20 protein-coding genes, 1 pseudogene and 1 other annotated feature are annotated in these 26,670 nt (G+C 54.4%); of the genes and pseudogenes, 1 reads left to right on the forward strand and 20 read right to left on the reverse strand.

Going from position 1 to position 26,670, the window contains the following annotated elements; all coding sequences use genetic code 11:
- Nucleotides 1–332 precede the first annotated feature (332 nt).
- The 20 genes and pseudogenes from pyrE to ileS form a co-directional block, all read right to left on the reverse strand.
- A complete protein-coding gene (gene pyrE, locus NST29_RS12090; RefSeq protein WP_033022290.1) occupies nucleotides 333–956 on the reverse strand; it encodes an orotate phosphoribosyltransferase in 624 nt (207 codons plus the stop codon).
- Nucleotides 953–1,672 carry an orotidine-5'-phosphate decarboxylase gene (pyrF, locus tag NST29_RS12095; RefSeq protein ID WP_033022286.1) on the reverse strand — a complete coding sequence of 240 codons (720 nt, stop codon included), beginning with the start codon at nucleotides 1,670–1,672 and terminating at the stop codon, nucleotides 953–955. Before pyrF ends, pyrE begins: the two co-directional genes overlap by 4 nt.
- Complete coding sequence (locus tag NST29_RS12100; RefSeq protein WP_033022284.1) at nucleotides 1,644–2,585, reverse strand: dihydroorotate dehydrogenase; 942 nt, start codon at nucleotides 2,583–2,585, stop codon at nucleotides 1,644–1,646. Before NST29_RS12100 ends, pyrF begins: the two co-directional genes overlap by 29 nt.
- The gene (locus NST29_RS12105; RefSeq protein WP_033022282.1) at nucleotides 2,582–3,355 is read right to left on the reverse strand and encodes a dihydroorotate dehydrogenase electron transfer subunit; all 774 of its coding nucleotides are present in this window, start codon (nucleotides 3,353–3,355) and stop codon (nucleotides 2,582–2,584) included. The genes NST29_RS12100 and NST29_RS12105 overlap by 4 nt, the downstream gene beginning before the upstream one ends.
- A complete protein-coding gene (carB, locus tag NST29_RS12110; protein ID WP_033022279.1) occupies nucleotides 3,352–6,549 on the reverse strand; it encodes a carbamoyl-phosphate synthase large subunit in 3,198 nt (1,065 codons plus the stop codon). The genes NST29_RS12105 and carB overlap by 4 nt, the downstream gene beginning before the upstream one ends.
- Nucleotides 6,542–7,636, reverse strand: a complete 1,095-nt coding sequence (locus NST29_RS12115) for a carbamoyl phosphate synthase small subunit (protein WP_033022276.1) — start codon at nucleotides 7,634–7,636, stop codon at nucleotides 6,542–6,544. The genes carB and NST29_RS12115 overlap by 8 nt, the downstream gene beginning before the upstream one ends.
- Before the next feature lies 1 nt (nucleotide 7,637).
- Nucleotides 7,638–8,921 carry a dihydroorotase gene (locus NST29_RS12120; RefSeq protein WP_033022273.1) on the reverse strand — a complete coding sequence of 428 codons (1,284 nt, stop codon included), beginning with the start codon at nucleotides 8,919–8,921 and terminating at the stop codon, nucleotides 7,638–7,640.
- Complete coding sequence (locus tag NST29_RS12125) at nucleotides 8,884–9,810, reverse strand: aspartate carbamoyltransferase catalytic subunit (RefSeq protein WP_033022270.1); 927 nt, start codon at nucleotides 9,808–9,810, stop codon at nucleotides 8,884–8,886. Before NST29_RS12125 ends, NST29_RS12120 begins: the two co-directional genes overlap by 38 nt.
- A 160-nt stretch (nucleotides 9,811–9,970) precedes the next feature.
- Nucleotides 9,971–11,269: a solute carrier family 23 protein gene (locus tag NST29_RS12130; RefSeq protein ID WP_033022268.1), complete on the reverse strand. Its 1,299-nt coding sequence runs from the start codon at nucleotides 11,267–11,269 to the stop codon at nucleotides 9,971–9,973.
- A gap of 156 nt (nucleotides 11,270–11,425) precedes the next feature.
- Nucleotides 11,426–11,965, reverse strand: coding sequence for a bifunctional pyr operon transcriptional regulator/uracil phosphoribosyltransferase PyrR (gene pyrR / locus NST29_RS12135; protein ID WP_031410515.1), 540 nt, complete (start codon nucleotides 11,963–11,965; stop codon nucleotides 11,426–11,428).
- A 269-nt stretch (nucleotides 11,966–12,234) separates the two neighbouring features.
- The gene (locus NST29_RS12140) at nucleotides 12,235–13,149 is read right to left on the reverse strand and encodes an RluA family pseudouridine synthase (protein ID WP_033022263.1); all 915 of its coding nucleotides are present in this window, start codon (nucleotides 13,147–13,149) and stop codon (nucleotides 12,235–12,237) included.
- Nucleotides 13,150–13,641: a signal peptidase II gene (gene lspA, locus NST29_RS12145; protein WP_081897193.1), complete on the reverse strand. Its 492-nt coding sequence runs from the start codon at nucleotides 13,639–13,641 to the stop codon at nucleotides 13,150–13,152.
- Between the two features lie 255 nt (nucleotides 13,642–13,896).
- Nucleotides 13,897–14,529 carry a hypothetical protein gene (locus tag NST29_RS12150; protein ID WP_033022258.1) on the reverse strand — a complete coding sequence of 211 codons (633 nt, stop codon included), beginning with the start codon at nucleotides 14,527–14,529 and terminating at the stop codon, nucleotides 13,897–13,899.
- A complete protein-coding gene (locus tag NST29_RS12155; protein ID WP_033022257.1) occupies nucleotides 14,522–15,388 on the reverse strand; it encodes an ATP-binding cassette domain-containing protein in 867 nt (288 codons plus the stop codon). The genes NST29_RS12150 and NST29_RS12155 overlap by 8 nt, the downstream gene beginning before the upstream one ends.
- On the reverse strand, nucleotides 15,372–17,390 hold the full coding sequence (locus NST29_RS12160) for an ABC transporter permease (protein ID WP_033022255.1): 2,019 nt from the start codon (nucleotides 17,388–17,390) through the stop codon (nucleotides 15,372–15,374). Before NST29_RS12160 ends, NST29_RS12155 begins: the two co-directional genes overlap by 17 nt.
- Before the next feature lie 338 nt (nucleotides 17,391–17,728).
- Nucleotides 17,729–18,388: a hypothetical protein gene (locus NST29_RS12165; RefSeq protein WP_033022252.1), complete on the reverse strand. Its 660-nt coding sequence runs from the start codon at nucleotides 18,386–18,388 to the stop codon at nucleotides 17,729–17,731.
- Complete coding sequence (locus NST29_RS12170) at nucleotides 18,385–19,254, reverse strand: ABC transporter ATP-binding protein (RefSeq protein WP_033022250.1); 870 nt, start codon at nucleotides 19,252–19,254, stop codon at nucleotides 18,385–18,387. The genes NST29_RS12165 and NST29_RS12170 overlap by 4 nt, the downstream gene beginning before the upstream one ends.
- On the reverse strand, nucleotides 19,251–21,302 hold the full coding sequence (locus NST29_RS12175) for an ABC transporter permease (protein WP_339232196.1): 2,052 nt from the start codon (nucleotides 21,300–21,302) through the stop codon (nucleotides 19,251–19,253). The genes NST29_RS12170 and NST29_RS12175 overlap by 4 nt, the downstream gene beginning before the upstream one ends.
- Nucleotides 21,303–21,691: 389 nt before the next feature.
- Nucleotides 21,692–22,583 (reverse strand): annotated as a pseudogene (locus NST29_RS12180) (hypothetical protein); the annotation flags it as partial.
- A gap of 385 nt (nucleotides 22,584–22,968) precedes the next feature.
- Nucleotides 22,969–25,743 (reverse strand): isoleucine--tRNA ligase, encoded by a 2,775-nt coding sequence (gene ileS, locus NST29_RS12185; protein ID WP_061912695.1) that lies wholly within the window; start codon nucleotides 25,741–25,743, stop codon nucleotides 22,969–22,971.
- Between the two features lie 48 nt (nucleotides 25,744–25,791).
- Nucleotides 25,792–26,011: a binding site (T-box leader), on the reverse strand.
- A 162-nt stretch (nucleotides 26,012–26,173) separates the two neighbouring features.
- Between ileS and NST29_RS12190 the strand changes: the two genes are divergently transcribed.
- Nucleotides 26,174–26,473 carry a hypothetical protein gene (locus tag NST29_RS12190; RefSeq protein WP_339232198.1) on the forward strand — a complete coding sequence of 100 codons (300 nt, stop codon included), beginning with the start codon at nucleotides 26,174–26,176 and terminating at the stop codon, nucleotides 26,471–26,473.
- The last annotated feature ends 197 nt before the right edge of the window (nucleotides 26,474–26,670 follow it).

Genomic DNA, 26,670 nt, shown 5'->3' on the forward strand with positions numbered 1-26,670 from the left:
CTAGGAGCGAGGATGAATGTCTAGGATCTTCGGGGGAGGCTCTAGTCCTAGAGTCGCAAAGGTTTGCCCTTATTTAGAGGTCGGTTCTGTCCGCTGATAAAGGTCCCCGTATTTTGAAGAAACTGCAGATGAGCATTTTTCATTACAATAATTTCCATGCTCTAAGAGACAAACAGGGTACTTCCCATAGTCATCAAGTCATCGCTAGTTCGAATGACTTTGGCCGTTCGATCGCCATTTCCGTCATCATCGGAGGCGACGGAAGTCCCGTTCGCCAATAACACATGACAAAAGCGCGAACCATCCTTTGGTCCGCGCTTCTTTCTTCTCGTCTATTTCCCCCACTTTTCCGGATTTTCCCGCCATTGCCGCAATGTCGCTAGGTCGTGTTCGCTGACGGTGCCAAGGCGGACGGCCGTTTCGATGAGTGTGTCGTAGTCGGTGAGGGTGTAGGCAGGCACATTCGCTTCGGCAAACGCCTGCTTCGCTTTTTCGAGTCCGTACGTGAAGATGGCGGCGACGCCAAGCACCTCGCAGCCTGCGTCTTTCAAGGCGCGCACGGCCGTGAGCGAGCTGCCGCCGGTTGAGATTAAGTCTTCGATGACGACGACGCGTTGGCCCGGTTCGGCTTTGCCTTCGATTTGCTTCCCTTTTCCGTGCGCTTTCGCTTGGCTGCGGACGTAGCACATCGGCAAACTAAGCCGCTCGCTCACCCACGCGGCGTGCGGGATGCCGGCGGTCGCTGTGCCGGCGATGAGGTCCGCTTCAGGAAAATGGGTGCGGATGAGGTCAGCGAGACCGTCGGCGACTAGGCGGCGCACGTCCGAATAAGCGAGCGTCAGGCGGTTGTCGCAATAAATCGGCGCTTTTAAGCCCGATGACCAGGTGAACGGGTCGTTCGGCCGCAAAGCGACCGCTCCTATTTCAAGCAGTTGGGCGGCAATGTCGTATTTCATCCTCTCTCTCCTCCGTTCCATTCGTGCTGCAGGCGGGCGTACGCGGCAAGCGGGTCGGCGGCGCGGGTGATGCTGCGGCCGATGACGATGTAGTCAGAACCAAGCGCACGCGCTTCTCTTGGCGTGACGACGCGCACTTGGTCGTGCACTGCATCATCGGCAAAGCGAATGCCCGGGGTGACGGCGAGAAACGCGGCGCCGCACCGTTCCTTGATGAGCGGCGCTTCGTTCGCCGAGCAGACGACGCCGTCAAGGCCGCTTTCTTTCGCCAACGCCGCGTAATGGCTGACCGTGTCGGCAAGCGGGCGGGAAATGCAAAGCTCTTCATGAAGCATGCGCTCGTCCGTGCTTGTCAGCTGGGTGACGGCGATGCAGCGCGGTCGGGCGGCGCCGCTTGGCGTGCCGGCGTCAAGCCCTTCGAGCGCCGCTTCCATCATGCGCCGGCCGCCGGCGGCGTGGACGTTCACCAAATCAGCGCCGACACGGGCGAGCCCTTTCATCGCCTGTTTCACTGTATTCGGGATGTCGTGCAGTTTTAAGTCTAAAAAGACGGCGTGCCCTTGTTCTTTGAGGAACGCGACGATGGACGGCCCTTCCTGATAGTACAGCTCCATGCCGACTTTCACAAACAGCGGCGTGCCGGCAAACGGCCGTAAAAACGATTCAACGTCTTGTTTCGATGGAAAATCAAGGGCGACAATGAACGGCGTGTGCACAGATTTTCCAGCTCCTTCCTGTACATTCGGAGATCTGATCTATCCCCAGCTCGTCAAGCAGCGCCGGCAGTTCGTTGATGATCGTCGGGCAGACGAATGGATCGACGAAGTTGGCTGTTCCGACCGCGACCGCGCTCGCGCCGGCGTAGAAAAATTCGAGCACATCTTCCGCCGTTTGCACGCCGCCCATGCCGATGATCGGAATCGACACCGCTTGGCTCACTTCGTAAATCATGCGGATGGCGATCGGTTTGACCGCCGGGCCGGATAAGCCGCCGGTGCCGTTGGCCAAAATCGGCCGGCCGGTTTTCACGTCGATGCGCATGCCGACGAGCGTGTTGATCATCGTCAGGCCGTCAGCGCCCGCTTGTTCAATGGCTTTCGCCATCGCGACGATGTCCGTCACGTTAGGCGACAGCTTCACATACACCGGGACAGCCGACACTTCCTTGACAAGCCGCGTCAGCTCGGCGGCCACCTCCGGCACGGTGCCGAACGTGATGCCGCCTTTTTTCACGTTCGGGCAAGAAATGTTGAGCTCCAAGGCATGGACGTTCGGCGCTTTGGAAATCGCGGCGGCTACCTCGACGTATTCTTCCATCGTCGAACCGGCGATGTTGGCGATGATCGGCACGTCAAACTGTTCAAGCCATGGCAGTTCCTCCGTCAGCACCTTGTCAAGACCGGGGTTTTGCAGGCCGATGGCGTTTAACATCCCGCCCGGCGTTTCCGCCACCCTTGGCGTCGGGTTGCCAAAGCGCGGCTCTTTGGTCGTCGCTTTGATCATGATGGCGCCTAACACGCTTAAATCGTAAAACCGGGCGTACTCGCGGCCAAACCCGAAACAGCCGGACGCCGGCATGATCGGGTTTTTGAGCGAAAGCCCCGGCAGTTCGACCGCCAGCCGGTTCATAACACCACCTCCCCGGCCCGAAACACCGGACCGTCGCTGCATACTTTTTTATACGCCGTTTCGCTTCCCGGCACATGGCAGACGCAGGCGAAACACGCCCCGACGCCGCAGCCCATCCGCTCTTCCAACGACAAGTACACCGGCCGGCCGCGGAACCGTTCATCGAGCGCCTTTAGCATCGGCTTCGGGCCGCAGGCGTACAACACGTCAAACTCGAGCGCACGCGCTTCGATCACATCGGTGACGCGGCCCGCCGCCCCGTGCGACCCGTCATCGGTGGCGATATACGTCTCGCCGAACGCGGCAAATTTTTCTTCGTAAAAGACCGCCGCTTTCGTTTGGAACCCGAGCACGCTCACGACGTTCACGCCCCGGTTCGCCAGCTGTTTCGCCAGTTCATAGAGCGGCGGAACGCCGATGCCGCCGCCGACCAACAGCGCCCGGCCGCCCGCCGGCGCGGCTTCGAGCGGAAAGCCGTGGCCGAGCGGGCCGAGCACATCGACCGTGTCGCCCGGCTGTTTTTGCGCCAACAGCGCGGTGCCCTTCCCTTCCTGGCGGTAAATGATCGTGCATTGCCCCTGCTCGTGGTCGATTTGGCAAAGGCTGAGCGGGCGGCGCAAGAGCGGATCGGCCGATGCGGCCACTTTCACATGAACGAACTGGCCGGGCTGCTTCATCTCTTGCACGAGGCGGCCTGCCAGCGTCAGTTCATACGTGCGCTCGGCGATCAGCCGCTGGCTTGCGACCGTCATTTGTTCGCGGCCGATCATGACCGCACCAACCCTTCCGTCATCGCCGTTGTCGAGAACGTCATCGATTCGAGCACTTGCAACATCGCCCGTGCGGTATCGAGCGACGTCAAGCACGGAATGCCGTTTTCGACCGCTTCGCGGCGGATGCGGAAGCCGTCGCTTTCCGGCTGTTTCCCTTTCGTCAACGTGTTGATGACGACTTGCGCCTTCCCTTGGCGGATGACATCCAAAATGTTCGGCGACGCCGAATGGATTTTATTGACGACCGTCACCGGGATGCCGGCCGCTTTCAGCGTTTCCGCCGTGCCGTTCGTCGCCAGCAGCTGATAGCCGATGTCCGCAAAGCGGCGGGCCAGCTCGACCGCTTCTTCTTTGTCTTTGTCCGCGACCGTCAACAGCACCGCCCCGTGCGGCTGGATGTGGATGCCAGACGCGACAAGTCCTTTATAGAGCGCTTTTTCAAACGTCACATCCTTGCCGATCACTTCACCGGTCGATTTCATTTCCGGGCCGAGCGAAATGTCGACATTGCGCAATTTCGCAAACGAGAACACCGGCACTTTCACGTACACGCCTGGACGGACCGGGCGGACGCCGGTTTCATAGCCCATCTCGGCCAGCTTCGCCCCTAAAATGGCCTTGGTGGCGAGGTTGGCCATCGGCACGCCGGTGATTTTGCTTAAAAACGGCACGGTGCGGCTTGAACGCGGGTTTACTTCCAACACGTAGACATCGCTTCCCGAGACGACGAACTGGATGTTTAAGAGCCCGACGATGCGCAGCCCGCGCGCCAGCCGGATCGTGTCATCCGCGATCTGATCGATCACTTCGGCACTTAACGTTTGCGGCGGGTAGACGGCGATCGAGTCGCCGGAATGGACGCCGGCCCGTTCGATATGCTCCATAATGCCCGGGATGACGACCGTCTCGCCGTCGGAAATGGCGTCGACTTCGACTTCCTTGCCGGTGATGTAGCGGTCGACGAGCACCGGGTGCTGCGGGTTGACGCGCACGGCGTGCTCCATGTAATGGAGCAGCTCCTCACGATTGTACACAATCTCCATCGCCCGGCCGCCGAGCACGTACGACGGGCGGACGAGCACCGGATAGCCGATCTCTTCGGCGATGGCGACCGCTTCTTCGACCGAAACGGCCGTTTTGCCGGCCGGTTTGGGAATGCCGAGTTCGGAAAGCGCCTGTTCAAATTTGTCGCGGTCTTCGGCGCGGTCCAAATCCTCCAGCGTCGTCCCGAGCAAGCGGACGCCGCGCGCCTCGAGTTCGGCCGCCAAATTGATCGCCGTCTGGCCGCCAAACTGAACGATGACGCCGACCGGCTTCTCAAGGTCGATGACATGCATCACGTCTTCGGCCGTCAGCGGCTCGAAGTACAGTTTGTCCGACGTGCTGAAGTCGGTGGAGACTGTTTCCGGGTTGTTGTTGATGATGATCGCCTCATAGCCGGCCTGCTTAATGGCCCAGACGCAATGGACGGTGGCGTAGTCAAATTCGATCCCTTGGCCGATGCGGATCGGGCCCGAACCGAGCACGATGACGCTCGGTGTTTCCGTCACGATCGACTCGTTTTCTTCCTCATACGTGCTGTAGTAATACGGCGTTTCTGATGTGAACTCGGCCGCGCACGTATCGACCATTTTGTACACCGGCACGATGCCTTCTTGGCGGCGCAGCGCGTAAATGTCGCGCTCCGTTTTGTTCCATAATGCCGCCACGGCGGCGTCCGAGAAGCCGAGCGCTTTCGCCTTCCTCAGCGCGTCAAGGTCGCCCGGACGGTTTTTCAAGACCGTTTCCATCTCAATGATGGTTTCGATTTTATGCAAGAAAAAGCGATCGATTTGGCTCCATTCATGCAACGTGTCGACCGTCACCCCGCGGCGGAGCGCTTCGGCGATGTAAAAGAGCCGTTCATCGCCCGCCTTGCGGATCCGTTTCTCGATGACGTCGTCGGTGGCGGTGTCCGCCTCTTTTAATGCGAGATGGTGGACGCCGATCTCGAGCGAACGGACCGCTTTTAACAGCGATTCTTCAAACGTCCGGCCGATCGCCATCACTTCGCCGGTCGCCTTCATTTGCGTGCCAAGGCGGCGGTTCGCCGATTCGAATTTGTCAAACGGGAAGCGCGGAATTTTCGTCACGACATAATCAAGCGCCGGCTCAAAGCAGGCGTACGTTTTCCCAGTGACCGGGTTGATCATCTCATCGAGCGTCAGCCCGATAGCAATTTTCGCCGCCAGTTTCGCGATCGGGTATCCGGTCGCTTTGGAAGCGAGCGCCGACGAGCGGCTGACGCGCGGGTTCACTTCGATGACGTAATAGCGGAAGCTGTCCGGGTCGAGCGCCAGCTGGACATTGCAGCCGCCTTCGATGCCAAGGGCGCGGATGATGTTCAAGGACGCGTTGCGAAGCAGTTGGTATTCGCGGTCGCTTAACGTCTGGCTCGGGGCGACGACGATCGAGTCACCGGTATGGATGCCGACCGGGTCGATGTTTTCCATGTTGCAGACGACGATGGCGTTGTCGTTGGCATCGCGCATCACTTCATACTCGATTTCCTTATAGCCGGCGATGCTCCGCTCAAGCAAGCATTGGTGCACCGGGCTCATTTTCAAACCGGTCGAAACGATGTCGATCAGTTCTTGTTCGTTCGTGCAAATGCCGCCGCCCGTGCCGCCGAGCGTAAACGCTGGGCGGACGATGACCGGATAGCCGATCTGTTCGACAAACGCATACGCCTCTTCCAGACTGTGAATAATGGCGCTCTCCGGCACCGGTTCACCAAGCTCGTTCATGAGGGCGCGGAACTGTTCACGGTCTTCCGCCTTTTCGATCGCCTCGAGTTTCGTGCCAAGAATTTCGACGCCGCACTCTTCAAGCACGCCGGCCTTGGCGAGCTCAACCGCCAAGTTGAGGCCCGTTTGGCCGCCGAGCGTCGGCAAAATCGCATCCGGCCGCTCTTTGCGGATGATGCGGGCGACAAACTCAAGCGTCAGCGGTTCCATATACACTTTATCGGCGATTTCCGTATCGGTCATGATCGTCGCCGGGTTCGAGTTGACGAGAATGACTTTATAGCCTTCTTCTTTCAAAGCGAGGCACGCTTGCGTCCCGGCATAGTCAAACTCGGCTGCCTGACCGATGACGATCGGGCCGGAGCCGATGACCAAAATCGTTTCGATGTCGCGGCGTTTAGGCATGGATGACTTCCCCTTTCTTGTTGAACTCGCGGATGAGCGCCAAAAACTCGTCAAACAGCGGATTGGCATCTTCCGGCCCCGGCGACGCTTCCGGGTGGTATTGCACCGTAAACGCCGGGAAATCGAGATGGCGCAGCCCTTCGACTGTGCCGTCGTTCAAGGCGACATGCGTCACTTCCAGGCGGGTGCCGGCGAGCGACTCATGCGTCACAGCGTAGCCGTGGTTTTGCGCTGTGATGGCGACTTTGCCGGTGCGCAAATCTTTCACCGGATGGTTCGAGCCGCGATGGCCGAATTTCAATTTTTCCGTATTCGCCCCGCACGCCAAGGCAAACAGCTGATGGCCGAGGCAAATGCCAAAGAGCGGCACTTTGCCCAAAATCCCGCGAATCATATCGATCGCTTCCGGCACGTCTTTCGGGTCGCCCGGGCCGTTCGAGAGCATCACCCCATCCGGATGCCAGCTTAATACTTCTTCGACGGTGGCGTTGTACGGCAAGACGATGACATCGCAATGGCGCTTGTTCAGCTCGCGCAAAATGCCGTGCTTCATTCCAAAATCGATCAAGACCACGCGCTCGCCGCGCCCCGGGCTCGGATAGGCGCTTTTCGTCGAGACGCGCCGCACTTGGTCGCGCGGCCACTCCATCGCCCGCAGGTGGGCCGCCGCTTCCGCCGGATGGACGTCCAAGCCGCAAATCATCCCTTTTAGCGTTCCGTACTGGCGAATGAGGCGCGTCAGTTTGCGCGTATCGATGCCGGCCAGCCCCGGGATGTCTTTTTCTTTTAAATAGTCATCAAGCGTCATTTCGCCGCGCCAGTTGGATGGCTTCACGCACGCCTCTTTCACGATGAATCCGTGCACGTACGGGCGAATCGCTTCAAAGTCATCGCGGTTGATGCCGTAGTTGCCGATCAACGGATACGTCATCGTCACGATTTGTCCGCAATACGACGGATCGGTCAAAATTTCTTGGTATCCGGTCATGCCGGTGTTAAACACGACTTCCCCGGTCGTGTCTTTCAAGCTGCCAAACGCTTCGCCAACGAAAAACGAACCATCTTCTAAAATTAGCTGCCGCTTCATGTCATGCCCTTCCTTTCTCCCATGCGATTGTTCCGCCGACCAACGTCATCACCGGCCAGCCTTGGCATGCCCAACCGGCAAACGGCGTATTGTTTCCTTTTGAAGCGAACGTCTCTGGATTGATCGTTTCTTCCGTTTCCAAATCAATGATCGTCAGATCGGCCGGCGCCCCGACTTCAAGCCGTCCGGCGTCAAGGCCAAAGCATTGCGCCGGCTTGATCGTCAGCCAATCGATGAGCTGTTTCAACGTAACGAGGCCCGTTTTGACCAAGTGCGTATATAAGAGCGGAAACGCCGTTTCCAATCCGACGATGCCAAACGGCGCCGCCTCGATCCCTTTTGCTTTTTCCGCCGCCGTATGCGGTGCGTGGTCGGTGGCGATCAAATCGATCGTCCCATCGAGCAGGCCCTCGATCAATGCCTCGCGGTCCGCGCGGCTGCGCAGCGGCGGATTCATTTTGTAATTCGCATCCAGCCCCGGAATGTCCTCATCGCACAAGAGGAGATGGTGCGGCGTCACTTCGGCGGTGACGCGGATGCCGGCCCGCTTCGCATCGCGGACGACGCGCACCGATTCTTTCGTGCTGATGTGGCAGACGTGATAATGGCATCCGGCTGCTTCAGCAAGCAGCACATCGCGGGCGATGTGCACCGCCTCGCAGACGGACGGGATGCCAGCAAGCCCATATCGGCGGGCAAAATCGCCTTCATGCACCGCGCCGCCGTTTTTCAATGTATCGTCTTCGCAGTGAGCGACGATCGCCATATCGAGCGCGGCCGCCCGTTTCATCGCTTCGAACATCATCCCAGCCGACTGGACGCCGACGCCGTCATCGGTAAAGGCGAACGCCCCCGCTTCTTTTAACGCCGCAAAATCGGTCAGCTCTTCCCCTTTTTGCCCGATCGTAATCGCCGCATACGGCAGCACATGGACGTGCGCCGTCTCGCGGATGCGGCGCGAAAGCCACTCCATCTGTTCTTTCCGATCCGGCACCGGATTCGTGTTCGGCATCGCCGCCACCGTCGTAAAGCCGCCTTTGGCCGCGGCGAGCGTGCCTGTTTCAATCGTTTCTTTCGCTTCGCCGCCCGGCTCGCGCAAATGGACGTGCACGTCAATCAACCCGGGGGCGATCAGCTTTCCTTGAACGTCCACCACGTTCCCTTCCCCGTCGACCGGCAGTTCCCGGCCGATGGCGGCGATGCGTCCGCCTTCGATTTTCACATCGGTTGGCACGAGCTTCCCTTCTTTATTGAACGACATGCCATGTTTCAACCATACGGCCATGTTCGATTCTCCCTTCTATCGCCCGTTTTAAGACCGCCATCCGCACGTAGACGCCGTTTTCCATTTGTTTAAAAATGCGTGACGATTTCGCTTCGACCAGCTCGCTCGCGATTTCGACCCCGCGGTTGACCGGCGCCGGATGCAAGATGATGGCGCCCGGCTTCATCCGCCGCGCCCGTTCGAGCGTCAGCCCGTACCGCACGTGGTACTCTTCCTTCGTCAGCCCCATGGCTTCGGCGTGGCGCTCGTGTTGAATGCGCAGCAGCATCACGACATCAGCGCGGACGATGGCCTCATCGATTTCCACGTATGTCCCGTACGGATTCGCATCGTCTTTCCATTCCGGCGGACCGGAAAACAACACGTTGGCGCCAAGTCTTGTCAATGCTTCTGCATTGGAGCGGGCGACGCGGCTATGGCGGATGTCGCCGATGATCGCCACCGTCAGCCCGGCAAACGTCCCGAACTCTTGGCGAATCGTGAGCAGATCGAGGAGCGATTGGGTCGGATGGTGCCCGCAGCCGTCGCCGGCGTTGATGATCGGGATGCCAACCGCATGACGGAGCGCTTCGAAATAGGCATCTTCGTGATGGCGGATGACAACGGCGTCAACACCGATCGCTTCCAGCGTTCTTACCGTGTCGTACAGCGTTTCCCCTTTTTGCACGCTCGAGCGTTCCGGGTCAAACGGAATGACGTGAAGCCCTAACTTTCGTTCCGCCATCTCGAAGCTGCATTTCGTGCGCGTGCTCGGCTCGAAAAACAAATTGGCGACATACATCGGCGCCGCCGGACGCCACCGGCGCCCGCGGCGGAACGATTCCGCTTCATCGAGCAAGCGGTTGATGTCGGCAAGCGGCAGTTCGCTTAACGTGAGCAGATGGGTCATCGGTTTCTCTCCCTTTTCGTTTTTGATAAAAAAACACCTTGCCAGCGAGGCAAGGTGTGATGATGGGCACCCGGTGGAGCCGAGGGCAGACTCCGGCCCGGTGCGCTTCGTTTCACACCTTTTTAAGCCTCACGGGACTTAATTAAAAGGTGCTGTTCGATTAAGCGACATGGTCGTTTTTTTCTTCTTCAAACATGTTTTCCACGGCTGACGGCCGCCCCGGCAGCACGAAATTGAGCAGGACGCCGGCAATCGCTGAAAGCGCCATTCCTGTGATTTGGAAGCTCTCGCTGATTTTGAGCACCGCGCCGCCGATGCCGATCACTAAGATGACCGAGGCGATGACTAAATTGCGCGTTTCACCGAAATCCACGCGGCTGTCGACCAACATGCGCAAGCCGGACGAGGCGATGATGCCAAACAGCAGGATCGAGACGCCGCCCATGACCGGCGTCGGAATCGAGCTGATCAGCGCCGTGATTTTGCCGACGAAGCCGAAAGCGATCGCGATGACCGCCGCGCCAGCCAGCACATAGACGCTGTACACCCTTGTGATGGCCAGCACGCCGATGTTTTCCCCGTACGTTGTTTTCGGCGGCCCGCCAAGCAAGGCGGAAATCATCGTCGCCGTGCCGTCGCCTAAAATCGAGCGATGCAACCCCGGCTTTTGGATGAGGTCGCGGCCGACGACTTTGCTTAGCACAAGCTGATGGCCGATGTGCTCCGACAAGGTGACGATCGCCACCGGCACCATGAGCATGACGATCTGCGCCGTGACGTGCACCGGATAGTCGACAAACGGGATGAGGAAATCCGGCCATTCAAACCATTTTGCCGCCGCCACTTTCGACAAGTCAACCAGTCCGACGGCGAGGGCGTAAACATAGCCGACGACAATGCCGACAAGCACCGGAATCAGGCTCAACATGCCGCGCGCCAGCACCGAGCAAATGATCGTGGCGGCAAGCGTCACCAATGCAACGGAAAAGTGGAGCAGACTGTATTTGCCGTCCGGGCCGTTCATCGCCATCCCGACCGCTGTGCCGGCTAAGCCGAGGCCGATGACGATGATGACCGGGCCGACGACAACGGGCGGCAACAGTTTCATCACCCAGCGGTAGCCCGCTTTTTTAATGATGAGAGCGACAATGCCGTACACCAATCCGGCGAGGAAGCTGCCAATCATCGCCGCCCCCGGGCCGCCGGACGTTTTCGCGGCGATGATCGGCGCGATGTAGGCGAACGATGAACCGAGATACGCCGGCACTTGCCATTTCGTGATAAGCAAAAACGCCAATGTCCCAAGCCCGCTCGTGAACAAGGCGATCGACGGATCCAACCCGACCAAATACGGCACCAAAATCGTCGCCCCGAACATCGCGAACAAGTGCTGCAAGCTTAATGTCACCCATTGCCCGACCGTCGGGCGCTCTTGAATATCCAACACCGGTTTGTTCATGTTCTTCGCTCCTTTCGCCTGATCAGCGAATGTATCTTCTCGTGTGCACAAAAAAACCTCTTTGGCCCGCGCAGGCACAAAGAGGGTGCAGAAACAGCCGAAACCATTCCGCCCCTTTGGCAGCCTCGCGGGACTGCGCTTAAAAGGGAGCTTGCGCTATTTTTCATGAATCGATACTTGATCGACGCCATCGACTTCGGACAGTTCGACGACAATCATTTCCGCGCTCGAGGTCGGGATGTTTTTGCCGACGAAATCGGCGCGGATCGGAAGTTCTCGATGCCCGCGGTCAACGAGCACGGCGAGCTGGATGCGCGCCGGGCGACCCAAGTCCATAATGGCATCCATTGCCGCCCGCACCGTCCGACCGGTAAACAGCACGTCATCAACCAAAATGACTTTTTGTTCGCTGACCGGAAACGGGACGTTCGTTCCTTTGACAAGCGGCTCATGGTCATCCGTTTTCACCGTCAAATCGTCGCGGTACAGCGTAATATCGAGTTCGCCGACCGGAATGGGCGCCCCTTCAATTTGCTCGATCCGCTCAGCTAGGCGGCGCGCCAAGTAAATGCCGCGCGTTTTGATGCCGACCAGCACACAGCCGTCAATGCCTTTGTTCCGTTCGATGATTTCATGGGCGATGCGCGTCAACGCGCGGCGAATCGCCTGTTCATCCATTACGACCGCCTTTTGCATTCCGTCCACCTCCTCCAACCGGGCCTGCCGCTCTCATGCATCGGCGCCAGCCCTCGGCTTCGTCCAATGGTCGATGACGTTTTGCTTGCGTTTGCCTGTTTGCACAAAAAAATCCCCCGCCTGCGAAGCGGGGGTGCGGCCCATCCTGTTTCAAAAAACGGGCATACGCTGCCTATCTCTTGTTGATCCGACCCCTTCTCAGCCTCACAGGACTGAACTTAAAGGTTCCTGTTCACCTGTTCTCATTGTAAAGGGAGCGTGTTCGTTTGTCAATCGTTTTTTCGCAGCCATTCGAGCAGCTCGGCAAACTCCGGCGGCAACGGCGCTTCAAATTCCAAATAGTCGCCGCTGCGCGGGTGATGGAAGCCAAGCACCCCGGCATGAAGCGCCTGGCCGTCGATCGGGAGCGTCTTTTTCGGCCCGTATTGCGGGTCGCCGGCGAGCGGGTAGCCGATATATTTCATATGGACGCGAATTTGATGCGTCCGTCCCGTTTCCAGCTGGCATTCGACATACGTATACTGGCGAAACCGCTCGAGCACGCGGAAATGGGTGACGGCTTCTTTGCCGTTTTCTTCGGTGACCGCCATTTTTTTTCGGTCGCGTTTGTCGCGGCCGATAGGAGCGTCGATCGTGCCGTAATCGTGCGGAATGACGCCATGGACGATCGCCTTGTAGCGGCGCGTCACCGTTTTGTTGACGAGCTGCTCAACAAGCGAGCGATGGGCGGCATCATTTTTCGCCACCATCAACAGCCCCGATGTATCTTTGTCAATCCGGTGGACGATGCCGGGGCGCAGCACGCCGTTGATGCCGGATAGGTCGCGGCAATGGGCGAGCAAAGCGTTCACGAGCGTGCCGCGCATATGCCCGGGCGCCGGGTGGACGACCATGCCGCGCGGTTTGTTGACGACAAGGACATCCTCGTCCTCGTAATAAATGTCGAGCGGAATCGGCTCCGGTTCCACATGAATCGGCTCCGGTTCGGGCGGCGAGATGGCGACCGAGTCACCCGCTTCACATTTGTAATTCGCCTTCACCGTGCGGCCGTTGACCGTCACGAGCCCGTTTTTGATCCATTGCTGCACTTGCGAACGCGACCATTCATCATTCAGCGCCGCGATCACTTTATCGATCCGCTCACCGTCATATTCGTCTTCGATGTGAAACGTGATCGTGTCCATCTACTCATTCCCTTTCTCTGGTGTCGCGAAAAAAAATAGATGAATAAACAGCAAGATGACGCCAACCGTCAGCGCCGAGTCGGCGATATTGAACACCGGAAAGCTGTACGTGCCGATGTGCGTATGAATAAAGTCGACCACTTCTTTCCGGAATACGCGGTCGATAAAATTGCCGATCGCCCCGCCGAGCATCAGCCCAAGCCCCACGCCGGCTAGGCGCTCGGAAGGCTTCAGGCGGCGGATGTAAATCACGATCGCCGCCACGACGATCACCGTAATCAAATAAAAGAGCCAAAACTGCCCTTCCAGCATGCCCCATGCCGCTCCGCGATTGCGGTGCGACGTAATGTAGAGCACGTTGTCGATGATCGGGATGCTTTCCCCAAGTCGCATAGAGCGGACGACAAGCCATTTCGTCCATTGATCGAGGATGATGACCGCCGCCGCAAGCCAATAGTATGCCACCGTGCCAAATCCCCCTGTCCTTCTCATTCATCCTTTTTGCATTGTAGCATAATTCGCCATGGCAAACAAATGAAGCGGCAAAAAGGAGTCAGTCAAGACTTTATAGAGAGCTTTTTTCGATTTACGGCGGCCATCTCAATTAGCCATGATAAGGAGAAGCGACTTCTCACTTCCTGACCATGGAAGCGACAAGAGGAGTGTGCGGCCGGGTGCACTAAACGAACCGACATCGTTCCATAGAAGCTCCTCATCCCCACATTCAGCCGATGGCTTCCAATTCGTTTACCAAAACTCCCGTCCAATCAAAATGGCGGCGATCACGATGCCCACCCCCAGCCACATCATGGGGAGAAGGAGAGACAATGAGTCGACCGGCGCTTGAAACAAAAACAGATGTGGCCACGGCATGAATGTTCCCTGCGTTGCGACTTCCATAAAGGTATAGACCGCGATGACCGATAAGGCGATATCTAGGCTGCCAAAGACGCCTAACAAGGCAAGCCCAATCAACTGGTAAAACGAAAACAGCAGAAACAGGTGCACCAACACGGGTGCGGTGAGAAACATCGTTCCATGAATCCATATAACCGCCGCGACAAGAAGAACGATGCATCCCCCGTGCAAAACAGCATAGCGAACCAAGTCGAAGACGACCGTTTTTCGGTAATGCCATAACAGCGCTTCTTTCGCCCCTTCGTCGTACAAATGGCGGTACAAAAAGACGAGATGCCATCCGGCGATCGGCACGGCGATGCCTTGGATGACGGTGTACGGCAAAAACGGTTCGTCGGAGCGGGCGGACAAGATCCCCATCAACCCGACGCACAGCCCGTAGACGAGAAACGGAAACCAGTACAATCGGCCGAGCAAGCGGCGGTCGAAGGAAAAATGATGGGCGATCGTCTTTTTATCCATGCGCTTCCGCCTCTTTCAATAACGCCAAATATCCGTCCATCAGCCGCGGGGCGACAGGCCGACCGATCGGCTCTTCGGACAAGACGCGCACGACGACGTGGGAAGGCTCTTCGCTCATTTGCACGACTTCGTTGGTGGCCATGACCGAGTCAAGCTCCGCAAATGGCACGTCCAACTCATACGTATAAGGAGCGGCTTTTTGCTTGAGCTCGTCCGGGCTGCCTTCAAACAGCACCGTGCCGCGGTCCAAAACTCCGATTTTGGTGCACAGAAATTCAATGTCCTCGACAAGATGCGAAGAGATGACGATCGTATGGTCATGGCCCAGCCGCTTCAACAAATTGCGAAACCGCACGCGCTCGCGGATGTCAAGCCCGGCCGTCGGCTCGTCAAACAGCAGGATGGACGGTTCCCGAAGCAACAGCATGGCGATGCCCACTCGCCGCCGCATGCCGCCGGACAGCTCGCGCATTTTTTTGTTGATGTGCGAAGACAAGTTGACTTGTTCGATGACCTTCTCGATTTTAGGTCGGCAGGCGACGGGATGTTCACCTTGCAAGACAGCGAGATGCTCAAGCACTTCATACATCGTCAGCTCCGGGTACATCATAAACTCTTGCGGCAAATAGCCGATCTCGTTCACCCGCTTCACCCTCGTGCCGGTGCTGATCGGCTCGTCTCCGAGCGACACCCGTCCGGCATTGAACTCCAACAGGCCGGCCACAATGCGCATCAACGTCGTCTTGCCGGCGCCGTTTGGTCCCAGCAAGCCGTACACGCCGGAGAGGGTGAGGGAGACATCCGATAAAATCGCCTTTTTTTTCACGATTTTCGTCAATCCTTCAATGACGACCGCCAACGCCTTTCACCTCCTGCATTATCTCGATGACGCGATCCCATGTCCAAGCATCGTCCATGTTCTCATACCATGTCCGTAATAATTGCTGTTTTTGGTCTACGTCAAGCGACTGAAACTCGCTATACACTGATTCAATCTGCTTCTGCACGGATTGAGGTTGCGACTCGAACCACTCACTTTTGGAGCTCCAGTCGATCACCGGCAGGTCATTTTTTTGCATCAACCAGCGGGTGGCCAGCGAAATCCACTCGTTGTACATGATCCGCGATCCTTTCGGCGGTACGGAAAGCCGAAGTATTTTTTCGTAAAAATTTTGTTCCATAATATATTGATCGATCCCATATAAGTCATCTGTGTTATATACAAGATGATCGTGTGCGAGAAACGAGGACAGTCCGAAACTAGAGAAGACAATCTTGTTCGGCAACGATGAAACCGCCGTTGATGCGATTTGTTGTACATGACGGAATGTTTTTTCCATCTGGCGGATGACCGTCGGCGCCCGTTCCGCCATGTGCGGCCAATCGGCCGGGTAGATGATCTCATATCCTTGATCGACGAGTTGATGCCCTTGCCCTTTGATCAAGGTGACCGCTTGCGCCTTCCCTCGGTAAACCGTCCCCCGCTTTGGCACATTGCAAAACAGCACATCGCCGTCTACGTTTAAGGTAAACGTATATGTTTCGTCCGGAAAGAATTGATCGGTGAACGCCCCATCCCAAACTGTCATCCCCGCCATCCGATATTCATAAGTCCGATACATGTGCGAAGCCCTCCTTTTCGGATACCACGCTCGATCCGCCAACAGGACGATGCGGCCGTTGGTGTACGGGATGAGCGCCGTATCGACGATCTCATACGAAAACGTGAGCGTCGAGGTGCGTTTCGGCAGCCACACGGTCACGAGATCGCCGTTTCTTGTAAACTTGACGGGCTGATGGTCCGCTTCAATCGAGTGGAGCGGATACAAATGGTACAGTTGAAACGTGGGCCGGTTCGTTTCCAACTGGGACAAGGCCACGCGCACGACCGCACGCGATCCATGCAAGGAAAGGTCATACGACTGGATACGGTAGCGCAAATCGGCGTTCGTCTCTTGTTTCATCTGGCGGTATTCCTCGAGTTCGGTCGTCTGATCGGCCCGAGTGAACGCCTTGGTGTTCGTTTGCAAGGAATGGTAGGCAGTTAGGACGATCAGAAACGGGAAGACGAGAAATGCTTTCAAGACGGCGTTTCGCTCCTTTCTCGTCTGCGTAAAGCGGATCGACGACAACAACGCCAACCCGACAAGGGAAAGAAACCATGCGGCCCATTTCCATTCCCCGCCGCGGTCGACCTCAAACCCGATGTAGGAATCATATGCTCGTTGAATCGCGTGTTTTCCGATAAACAGCAACGACGCCCAGTCGCGGGCATGAACAGTTTTGGATAGATCGATGAACAGCTCCGTCGTCATCGGTCCGGTCAGGATCCACACAAGCAAAATAGCGAAAAAACTGACCTTTTTCGTTTCCAACAGCAGTGCGATGATGACGCCGTACAGGACGGTGAGCACGAGCGGTCCAAACTGATAGACGGCGAGAAACCGAAGCAACGACAAATACAGATCCGAAGGCTCCACCCCAACGAAGAGATACACGATTGAAAAAACGCCGCAGCTCATCATCAGCATGATCCCTTGGTACAGCGCATGAACCGCAAGCAAGGCGCTCATTTTCTCCAGCAAAATTCGGTAGCCATCGGCGAACCATGACGAAACGCCGTAACGAAGTTCGTTGGAATAGAGAAGGTAGAACCACACGATGTAAAAGAGCGAAACGATTTGAACAAGCATGAACACTTCATGAGGGATATCCCCATAACTCTCCATATTGTACGGATCGGTAAAAAATAGTGTAAACCGTACGGCCAGCAAAAGAAAAAACGAGAAACTAGCACCAATGTATAACTTGCTTTTCAACAATCGTTTCCAATAAAAAACAAACAGCCATTTCCATCTCATCGCCGATCAACCGCTTTCTTTCCAAGAAGTTGACAAAAGAAGAATGCGGTCAGGGACCGCTTTATTTTTTACGCGTATCCCTGACTCCTTTATCATCCGGATTCGGCATCGTTATTTGACCGTAATGGTCACGTATCCGCTTGAACCAACCGTTTGGCCCACAATTTGGCCATAATATTTATCGCCTTTTCGTTGTGTAAAATTGCGCGTTTCTTCTTGCCTAGGATTGAGCCAGTTGGTGGAGGCGACGACGCTATCGGGCCACCAATTAATCGATTTGTAAGCATAGCCTCTCGCTTTTAGGGGAGAAGAGGTTATTTGCGGCCAAACGTTAGCCTTTATTGGGGTTTCCGATCTCCCTTACTGATCCATACAATGGTGATGAATGCTGCTAGAAAGATGGACAGCGTTAGCATGATGAATTTGCTGATGAGCATCGGTTCCCAAACCGGTGGTTCGAACAAAAAGATATGCGGCCAAGGCATGAACGTTCCTAATGTGGCCACTTCAAGCACCGTATAAAGAAAAATGATTGTCAATGCGATATTCGTGTTTTTTGTAAGAACAAGGGAGGCAGTGCTGAAAAATAGGTAAAAGAAAGTCAATAGAATGAAATGAATGAGATTCAAAAAAGACAAAGAAGTAATGCCATATCTCCACATGAATGCCCCGCTTAGCATGGCGACCCCTAACAAATGGATGAAAGAATAACGTACGATATCAATCCCAAACCATTGCCTATAATAAGGGATAAGCGTCTCTTGCGCCCCGTCTTCATACAGTTCACCGAATCGATAAATCAAGTGCCAGCCGGAAAACGGGATGAACAGCCCTTGGATGATTATCACATTGTCGTAAATACTTGACGGTTTGCGGGCGACAAGCAAAATAAGCAACAGTGATAGGATGAACATCACTGGTGGAACAAAACAGGCTCCGCCCATTGTTTTTCGGTCAAACACAAAAGCGGCTCTTATCCATTCGATGTAAGCTCTCATCTTGATCCCCCTCTTCTGACAACAGCCAAATAGCCATCGATCAATCGTGGTTTGACCCGTCTCCCCCCTGTTTCCTCATTTTGCGAGAACACTCGTGCGTGAATACCATCTTCTTCTTCGAGAAGCTGTACCACTTCTCTCGCTGCGATCAAGTCATCCAATTCTTCGGGATGTATGCAATATTCCCACACGAAGCCTTCTGCGCAGGACTTCAGCTCAGACGGCGTGCCTTCAAACAACACTTGCCCTTGTTTTAAAATTCCGATTTTGGTGCATAAAAACTCAATATCTTCCACAATATGGGAAGAAATAACAATCGTATGTTCGGAACCAAGCTGTTTGAGCAGATGGCGAAACCGGATTCGTTCTTCAATATCTAAGCCGGCGGTCGGCTCATCAAACAGCAAGATGGATGGCTTTCGCGTCAATAAATGAGCAATTCCCACTCGTCGCCGCATTCCGCCGGACAGCTCAGACATCTTTTTTGTCTCGTGTCCGTTCAAGTTCACTTTTTGAATGGCTTCAGCAACGGCTGCGTGCCGTTTGTGTTTGTCCATCATTCCTTGCAATAAGGCGAGATGGTCAAGCGCTTCTTCGACCGTAATGTTAGGATAGACCATGAAATCTTGCGGCAAATAACCGATCCGTTCAGGGGCTTTCACATATTTTCCTTTGGTACAGCTTTGTCCATCAATCGCCACCTGTCCATCATTCATGGGTGTCAAGCCAGCCAAGATTTTCATCAATGTTGTCTTGCCAGCTCCGTTCGGTCCAACTAACCCGTAAATCCCTTCCATACAAAGCGATACATTGGATAAAATGATTTGTTTTTTGATTCGTTTTGTGACGCTGGATATATGGATCATGTCTGTCCCTCCCGAACCATGCGGATAAGTTGGATGGTTTTCTCCCAGCTATCGTCTGCTCCTTCCTTGATTTGTTTGTACCATAAAGCCAAAAATTTTTGTTTTTTTCTATCGGATAAGCGTTCATATTCCCCAAACAGCTGCCTGAGCTCTTCCTCCGTTTTCCCATCAGGAGAGTCCACTGACAAAGCTACATCAAACGTCAAATCTCCTCCGGAATAGGGAAGGGACAATTGTTGCTGGAACCATCTTGTCAGCAATGCTTGAAACACTTCTTTTTGTCTCGATGAATGCGTTTCCTTCCAAAGAAGTCCTTCCGTTAAAATTTCCGGCAAATACATCAATGTTCCTTCTTGGGAGCGAAGGGAATATGGCGTATCAATTTGAAGAAGCAAATGATCGCTGCTATATACGCTCCGTTGTTCACCATGGGGAGCGAGCAACACGATATTTGTCGGCAACTTTACCCCTTTTAAGCCGAATATCTGCACGGTGTCGTGGTGAATGCGTCTTACGTGTAGTTCGAAGACGGGCCAATCCCGCTCAAGGTTTGACCAATCGGCGGGGTACACGATCTGCCATGGCCCGATCTTTTCTTTCAAAAACATTCCCGCTACGGCTATAATGCCGCCGGACATAACTCCTTCGTACGTTCCATCGCTCCGGAGCGGCAAATTCGTATAAAACGGCACCGTTCCATGAAATGACAACGTATAGTGGATCGGATGGCTCGGTTGCATCGATACAGGCGCCGGACTGGAATGAACGTTCACAAAGGCAAACGGTGCATGGTCGGCTTTTGTCGGCAACCAGCTGAAATCGCTCGGCAAAAACAAATAGCGCGGTGAAACGGGAATTTGTGCCGAATCGTTCATTTGATACTCAAATGTCCATTCATCGGTCAAGCGATTTGATGATCGTTTGACCGTGATGACATCCCCTTGTTGAATAAACGGCAACTGTTTTCCGGTTTGATCAGTGATTTGTTTCAGAGAAAAATGATGGTAAAGCACAAACGACAGTGTGTTGCCCTGAATTTGTCGCAAGGTCGCTTTCACTTTGGCATGTACACTATTTTTGGCCTCCAGCTGAATGTCGTACCGTTCAATCGAATAGCGCAATGTGCTCGGTGAAATGGTTGGGTTATGAGTTCGATAGAAATCGTTTTCTTGATCCAAATCAGCATAACTAAACACCAGTTTGCTTCCTGTGCAAATATGCGGAAACACCCAAGCATCACCCGCCAAAAGCAAAGTAACGCCTATGATAATGGCCGCTTTCTCCTTTGTAGTGCGGGCTGTTTTCCAAAGAATGGCCCATACCGCCATCATCGAGGTTAGAATCCAAAACAATAGTTTCATATACGTCGGAAGGCTGACGTTGTATCCAATAACATCACGAAATACATCGTCCATATTCAACGGACCGATGTAGAACAAACTACGGACGTCGGAAAAGGGGAGGCGCTGGAAATAACGAGAAAACAATTGGGTATTCACCGGGCCGATTGCCAGCCAAATGATCACCATCCAAGCAAAGCTTAATCGGCTTTTCCCGAACAATAGAGCAGTGAAAATACCAAGAAAAAAGGCAAATACGAGTGGCAATAACCAATATGCGACGATATACGATATCGTTTCGGTATACAACGAAGAAAAGGGAAGGCTCCATGTCCGATAAAACTGCCATACGAGTACAACTTGCAGACTAGTGAAGAATGCAAGAAACAACAGGTGATTGGCCAACAAGGCTGCGATTTTCAACGCTGTGATACGCAATGAACCGGCAAATAAAAGATTGGCGCCAAATCGATATTCATCAGAGAACAACTTGTAAAAAAACACCATAAACAGCAGCATGGCCGCTTGAACGATTAGCGTCATTTCCCCGACAAAATTTCCATAATCCGTCTTACCAAACGAATCGTACTGGCGAATGAGAAAACGCATCATCAACATGATGAACCAAAAAGTGTATGTTCCCACATAGAGAATGCTTTTTCCCATATGTTTGGCATAAAACCATGATAGGCGAGCAAACAAAGTCATAAGCTGTCACTCCATTTTCGAGCATGGTCGTATCGATGAACGATAAAAGGGAGCAAGCGAATGTCGGCGAACCGTTTTGACCATTCGCTTGCTTGTTAAATGAAGAGTCTAATTTTAATTCACAGTTACTTTTGCTTCACCATAAATAGAGGTCGTGTTGGCTTGTGTATATGCTTCAGCATAGTAGAAAGCCCCATTTTCAGCTGTAAAAGATTTTTTACTGTTTGTGATGGATAGGCTATTGCCGAAGCAACTATTGAATCAGGCCACCAGTTGATTTGTTTTTTAGCATATCCTTGTACATAAAATGCAGGACCTGATGAAGAGACTGCTAATGTTCCAGAAGTCCCGGTAGCCTTCACTGGTGCTCCTTTGGCAGAACTATTCCCTAATTCCATATAATTTCTTCTTGTAGTGAGAAATGGTTTATAAACAAGGAAACGAGTATGTTGCACTTGAATTTGTTTGTAAGGACCATTGATCAAGGAGAGACAAGGGAGATGGCTCCCATGCCAACGGTACTTTTCCTTTCCGACAATCATGTTGACTCGTGTACATGTTTTCGTTTCCACATTGGAATGAAGCGTTCCGGATGAGTCGATATCGTAAAGCGTTGAATCCATGGACTGTGGATACCAGTTGGCTTCAAATGGCAACAACGTGACGCCCGATATCAACGGATAAAAGGTTGAGCCGAACGTATGCCGATAATAGATCGTCATGGATGGGGCGCCGTTGGTCTGCACCTGAACAACGTTTCCTTGTTGTTGAAAGGGGAAACGCTTCCCTCCGCCTTGGATGTGATCGATTTGAAATTGCTCGTTGATCGAAAAACGAACGGTGTGTTCTTTCGGATGCAGAGAGAGTGTGGCTTTGATCGGATACGTGGATTTCGGATTCACCTCGATCTCCTTGATTTTCCAATATCCATGCAACGGGATGTTCTTGGGCTGAGCCTGATGTTTAATTTGTTGATAGAGTTTGACGTCGTTTGCCAACAGTTTGGCAGAAGACGATCTTTTGCGGGGTTGGCATGATGTCATTCATCGCGATCCAGTGAATTGGAGTCGAGGTGAACAACGAAACATGCAAACGGAAGCTGAAGAGCAGCCAGACGGCCATTCCAATCGGAACCAAATATTTCGTATATAAGATCCATTCCGCTGGATTGATGGTATGGGGATTGAGGCAAACAAACATCAAAACCCCAGAAAATACGAATATGAAACTAGCTTCTGCTTTTAAGCGGGACGCCATTCTTGAAATGAACACCCATTTCATATGGAATGCCCTCTCTAATCATGAATTTGAAATGTTTGTAAAATTCAATGGCATTATAAAAAAAGAAGAAGAAAATGTCAACCTTTTACATGGGAATTCACAATATATTCACAAATAATAGGAAAATTGAGCTATAAACCTTATAATTTTAAGCAAACGTGTGGTCGAAGATGATGGAGTAAATGCGACGGAGGCTCATGCGACACGGAGTTTGACAGCATTGGTTCAACTACAGAATTGAATTTATACACTGCAACATTCTGCACTTTTTCTTGACAAAAACAACCCCCCTGATCCCTTTGCGTTTTTTACACCATCGTTTTGGTTTTTTTCCTCCACCAAAAGCAAGCGGCAAGGCCGCCCCAAGGCAACCTGCCGCTTTTCGCTACGCGGAATAATGTTCGTTCACAATGTGCGCACAACGCGGGCAAAGCGTTGGATGCGATGGATCGGCGCCGACTTCTTTCGTCACCGTCCAGCACCGCTCGCACGTCTCGCCTTCGGCCGGGCGAACGAGGACCGCCACATGGGTAAGCCGTTCGGCTTCGGCCGGTGCGGCGTCGTACGGCTCATCGGCGATCGAAAAGGCCGAGACGATGAGGAGCTGGCGCAAATCAGCGTCGAGCGACGCCAACAGCTTGCGCGCCTCGTCTTTCGGATAGATCGTGACGCTGGCGGTCAGCGATTTGCCGATCACTTTTTCATTGCGGGCGTTCTCGAGCGCTTTGAAAATATCATCGCGCACATCCATAAACGCATCCCATTTCGCCAACAGCGCTTCTTCGCCATCGATGGCGATCGGCTCCGGCATGTCGGTGAGCTGGACGCTTTCGACGTTTTCTCTCCGGTTCGGGATATGCTCCCACACTTCATCGGCCGTGTGCGGCAAAATCGGGGCGATGAGCTTCGCCAACGCGACAACCGTCTCGTACAGCACCGTCTGCACGGCGCGGCGGGCGCGCGAATCAGCCGCTTCAATGTACAAAATGTCTTTTGCCATATCCAAATAGAACGCGCTCAACTCAACCGTGCAAAAATGGTTCATCTCATGATAGACGGCGGCGAAATCGTAGCTGTCATACGCTTTTTTCACTTTGGCGATCAGCTTGTTCAGCTTTGCCAGCATATAGCGGTCGACTTCGCCAAGCTCCCCAACCGGAACGGCGTTTTGGTTCGGATCGAAGTCGAACAAATTGCCGAGCATAAACCGGAACGTGTTGCGGATTTTCCGGTACACTTCCGACACTTGTTTCAAAATATGATCAGAAATGCGCACGTCGGCCTGATAGTCAACGGAGGCAACCCAAAGACGCAAAATGTCGGCGCCAAATTGTTCCATCACTTTCGCCGGCACGACGACGTTGCCGAGCGATTTGCTCATTTTCCGCCCCTCGCCGTCTAAAACGAAGCCGTGGCTCAACACCTCTTTATACGGTGCTTTGCCGGTGACGGCGACCGCCGTCGACAACGACGAGTTAAACCAGCCGCGATATTGGTCAGACCCTTCCAAGTACAAATCAGCCGGACGCGCGAGATCATCGCGCTCGACGAGCACCGCTTGATGCGACGAGCCGGAGTCAAACCAGACGTCCATAATGTCCGTTTCTTTCGTAAAGATGCCGTTCGGGCTTGACGGATGGGTGAATCCTTCCGGCAATAAGTCTTTCGCCTCGCGCTCAAACCAAACGTTCGAACCGTATTGGCGGAACAAGTTCGACACATGCTCGATCGTCTCATCGGTGATAATCGGCTCGCCGTTTTCGCCGTAAAAGACCGGAATCGGCACACCCCAGGCGCGCTGGCGGGAAATGCACCAGTCGCCGCGGTCGCGCACCATGTTATGGATGCGGATTTCGCCCCATTCCGGCACCCATTTCGTTTCCTTAATGGCGTCAAGGAGCTGGCCGCGAATTTTATCAATCGAGGCAAACCATTGCGTCGTCGCCCGGAAGATCGTCGGCTGCTTCGTCCGCCAGTCGTGCGGATACGAGTGGGTGATGAAACCGAGCTTCAGGAGCGCTCCAACTTCTTCGAGCTTTTGCGTAATCGCTTTGTTCGCCTCATCGTAAAACATTCCTGCAAACCCGGGTGCTTCCTCGGTCATGTAGCCGCGTTCATCGACCGGGCAGAGAACCGGAAGCCCGTATTTTTGCCCGACGACAAAGTCGTCTTCCCCGTGGCCTGGCGCCGTATGGACGCAGCCGGTGCCGGCGTCGGTCGTGACGTGCTCGCCGCAGACGACCAACGAATCGCGCTCGTAGAACGGATGTTTCGCGACGACGTACTCAAGTTCTTTTCCTTTTACGGTTTTAACGACGGACCACGACGCCCAGCCGACTTCGTTCGCCACCGATTCGGCCAAGGCGGCGGCGACAACGTATTTCTGCCCGTTGGCGTCGATGACATGGTAGTCCAGGTCCGGGTGAACAGCAATCGCCAAGTTCGCCGGAATCGTCCACGGCGTCGTCGTCCAAATGACGATCCGCACGTCGCCGTCCAGCACACCTTTGCCGTCTTTGACCGGAAACGCGACATAAATTGACGGTGAGCGTTTGTCTTTGTATTCGATTTCCGCTTCGGCGAGCGCCGATTCGCTCGACGGCGACCAATAGACCGGCTTCAGTCCTTTGTAGATGAGCCCTTTTTTCGCCATTTCACCGAACACTTTCATTTGCTGGGCTTCGTATTCCGGCTTGAGGGTGATATACGGGTTGTCCCAATCGCCGCGCACCCCGAGCCGTTTAAACTGCCGGCGCTGGTTGTCGATTTGTTCATACGCGTACTGCTCACACCGCTTGCGAAACTCGGCGACGCTCATCGATTTGCGGTCGACGCCTTGTTTCGTAAGCGCCGTTTCAATCGGCAAGCCGTGCGTATCCCAGCCGGGCACGTACGGCGCACAAAAACCGTTCATCGATTTATAGCGGACAATGATATCTTTTAAAATTTTGTTTAGCGCATGCCCCATATGAATATCGCCGTTGGCGTACGGCGGGCCGTCGTGCAGGACAAACAGCGGCCGGCCTTTCGTCCGCTCCTGCACTTTCCGGTAAATGTCCATGTCCTCCCATTTTTTTTGCATTTCCGGTTCCCGCTTCGGCAAATTGCCGCGCATCGGAAACTCGGTTTTCGGCATGAGCAATGTGTCTTTGTAATCCATCGCTGCTCCTCCTTTGAACAATATAAAATAAAAAACCGTTCTCTCCCGGCAAGGGACGAGAACGGTCTCGCGGTACCACCCTTTTTGGCCATGCAAAGGCACAGGCCCACTTTTCATTCGTAACGGGAATGACGCGCCATGGCCTACTCGTTGTTTCGGCATGGAACTCCAGGGTGATGTTCACTCTTGCGCCGGTGCCGGGCTTCCACCATCCCCGGCTCGCTGCGACCGGTCGTGCAAGAGCTACTGTCCCTTTCATCGTTGATGGTTATTCGCAATTCATAACGGAAAAAAGCCGACCGCCTCCCACGGCGGCTGAGGCGGAGATTTTGCCAATCACTTAGAACGGAACCGTTCCATGGGCAATGGTTTGCCCTCCATCCGGAGATAAAAATCCCGTGTCCGTGCGGCATTTTCACGGAAAAGGTCCATGGACAGCGCGATCTGTCCTCCACCCGGGGATGAAAATCCGCGTCAGGCCTGCATTTTCACGGAAAAGTTCCATGGGCAGCGATCTGCCCTCCACCCGGGGATGAAAATCCGCGTCAGTTCAGCATTTTCACAGAAAAGGTCCATGGACAGCGCGATCTGTCCTCCACCCGGGGATGAAAATCCGCGTCAGGCCTGCATTTTCACGGAAAAGTTCCATGGGCAACGTTTTGCCCTCCACCCGGGGATGAAAATCTCGCGTCAGGCGGGCATTTTCACAGAAAAGATCCATGGGCAGTGATCTGCCCTCCACCCGGGGATGAAAATCCGCGTCAGTCCTGCATTTTCACAGAAAAGTTCCATGGGCAGTGATCTGCCCTCCACCCGGGGATGAAAATCCGCGTCAGGCCTGCATTTTCACAGAAAAGTTCCATGGGCAATGGTTTGCCCTCCACCCGGGGATGAAAATCTCGCGTCAGGCGGGCATTTTCACGGAAA

Origin of the sequence: Geobacillus sp. FSL W8-0026 (genome assembly GCF_037966255.1) — a bacterium.
GTDB lineage: Bacteria > Bacillota > Bacilli > Bacillales > Anoxybacillaceae > Geobacillus > Geobacillus icigianus.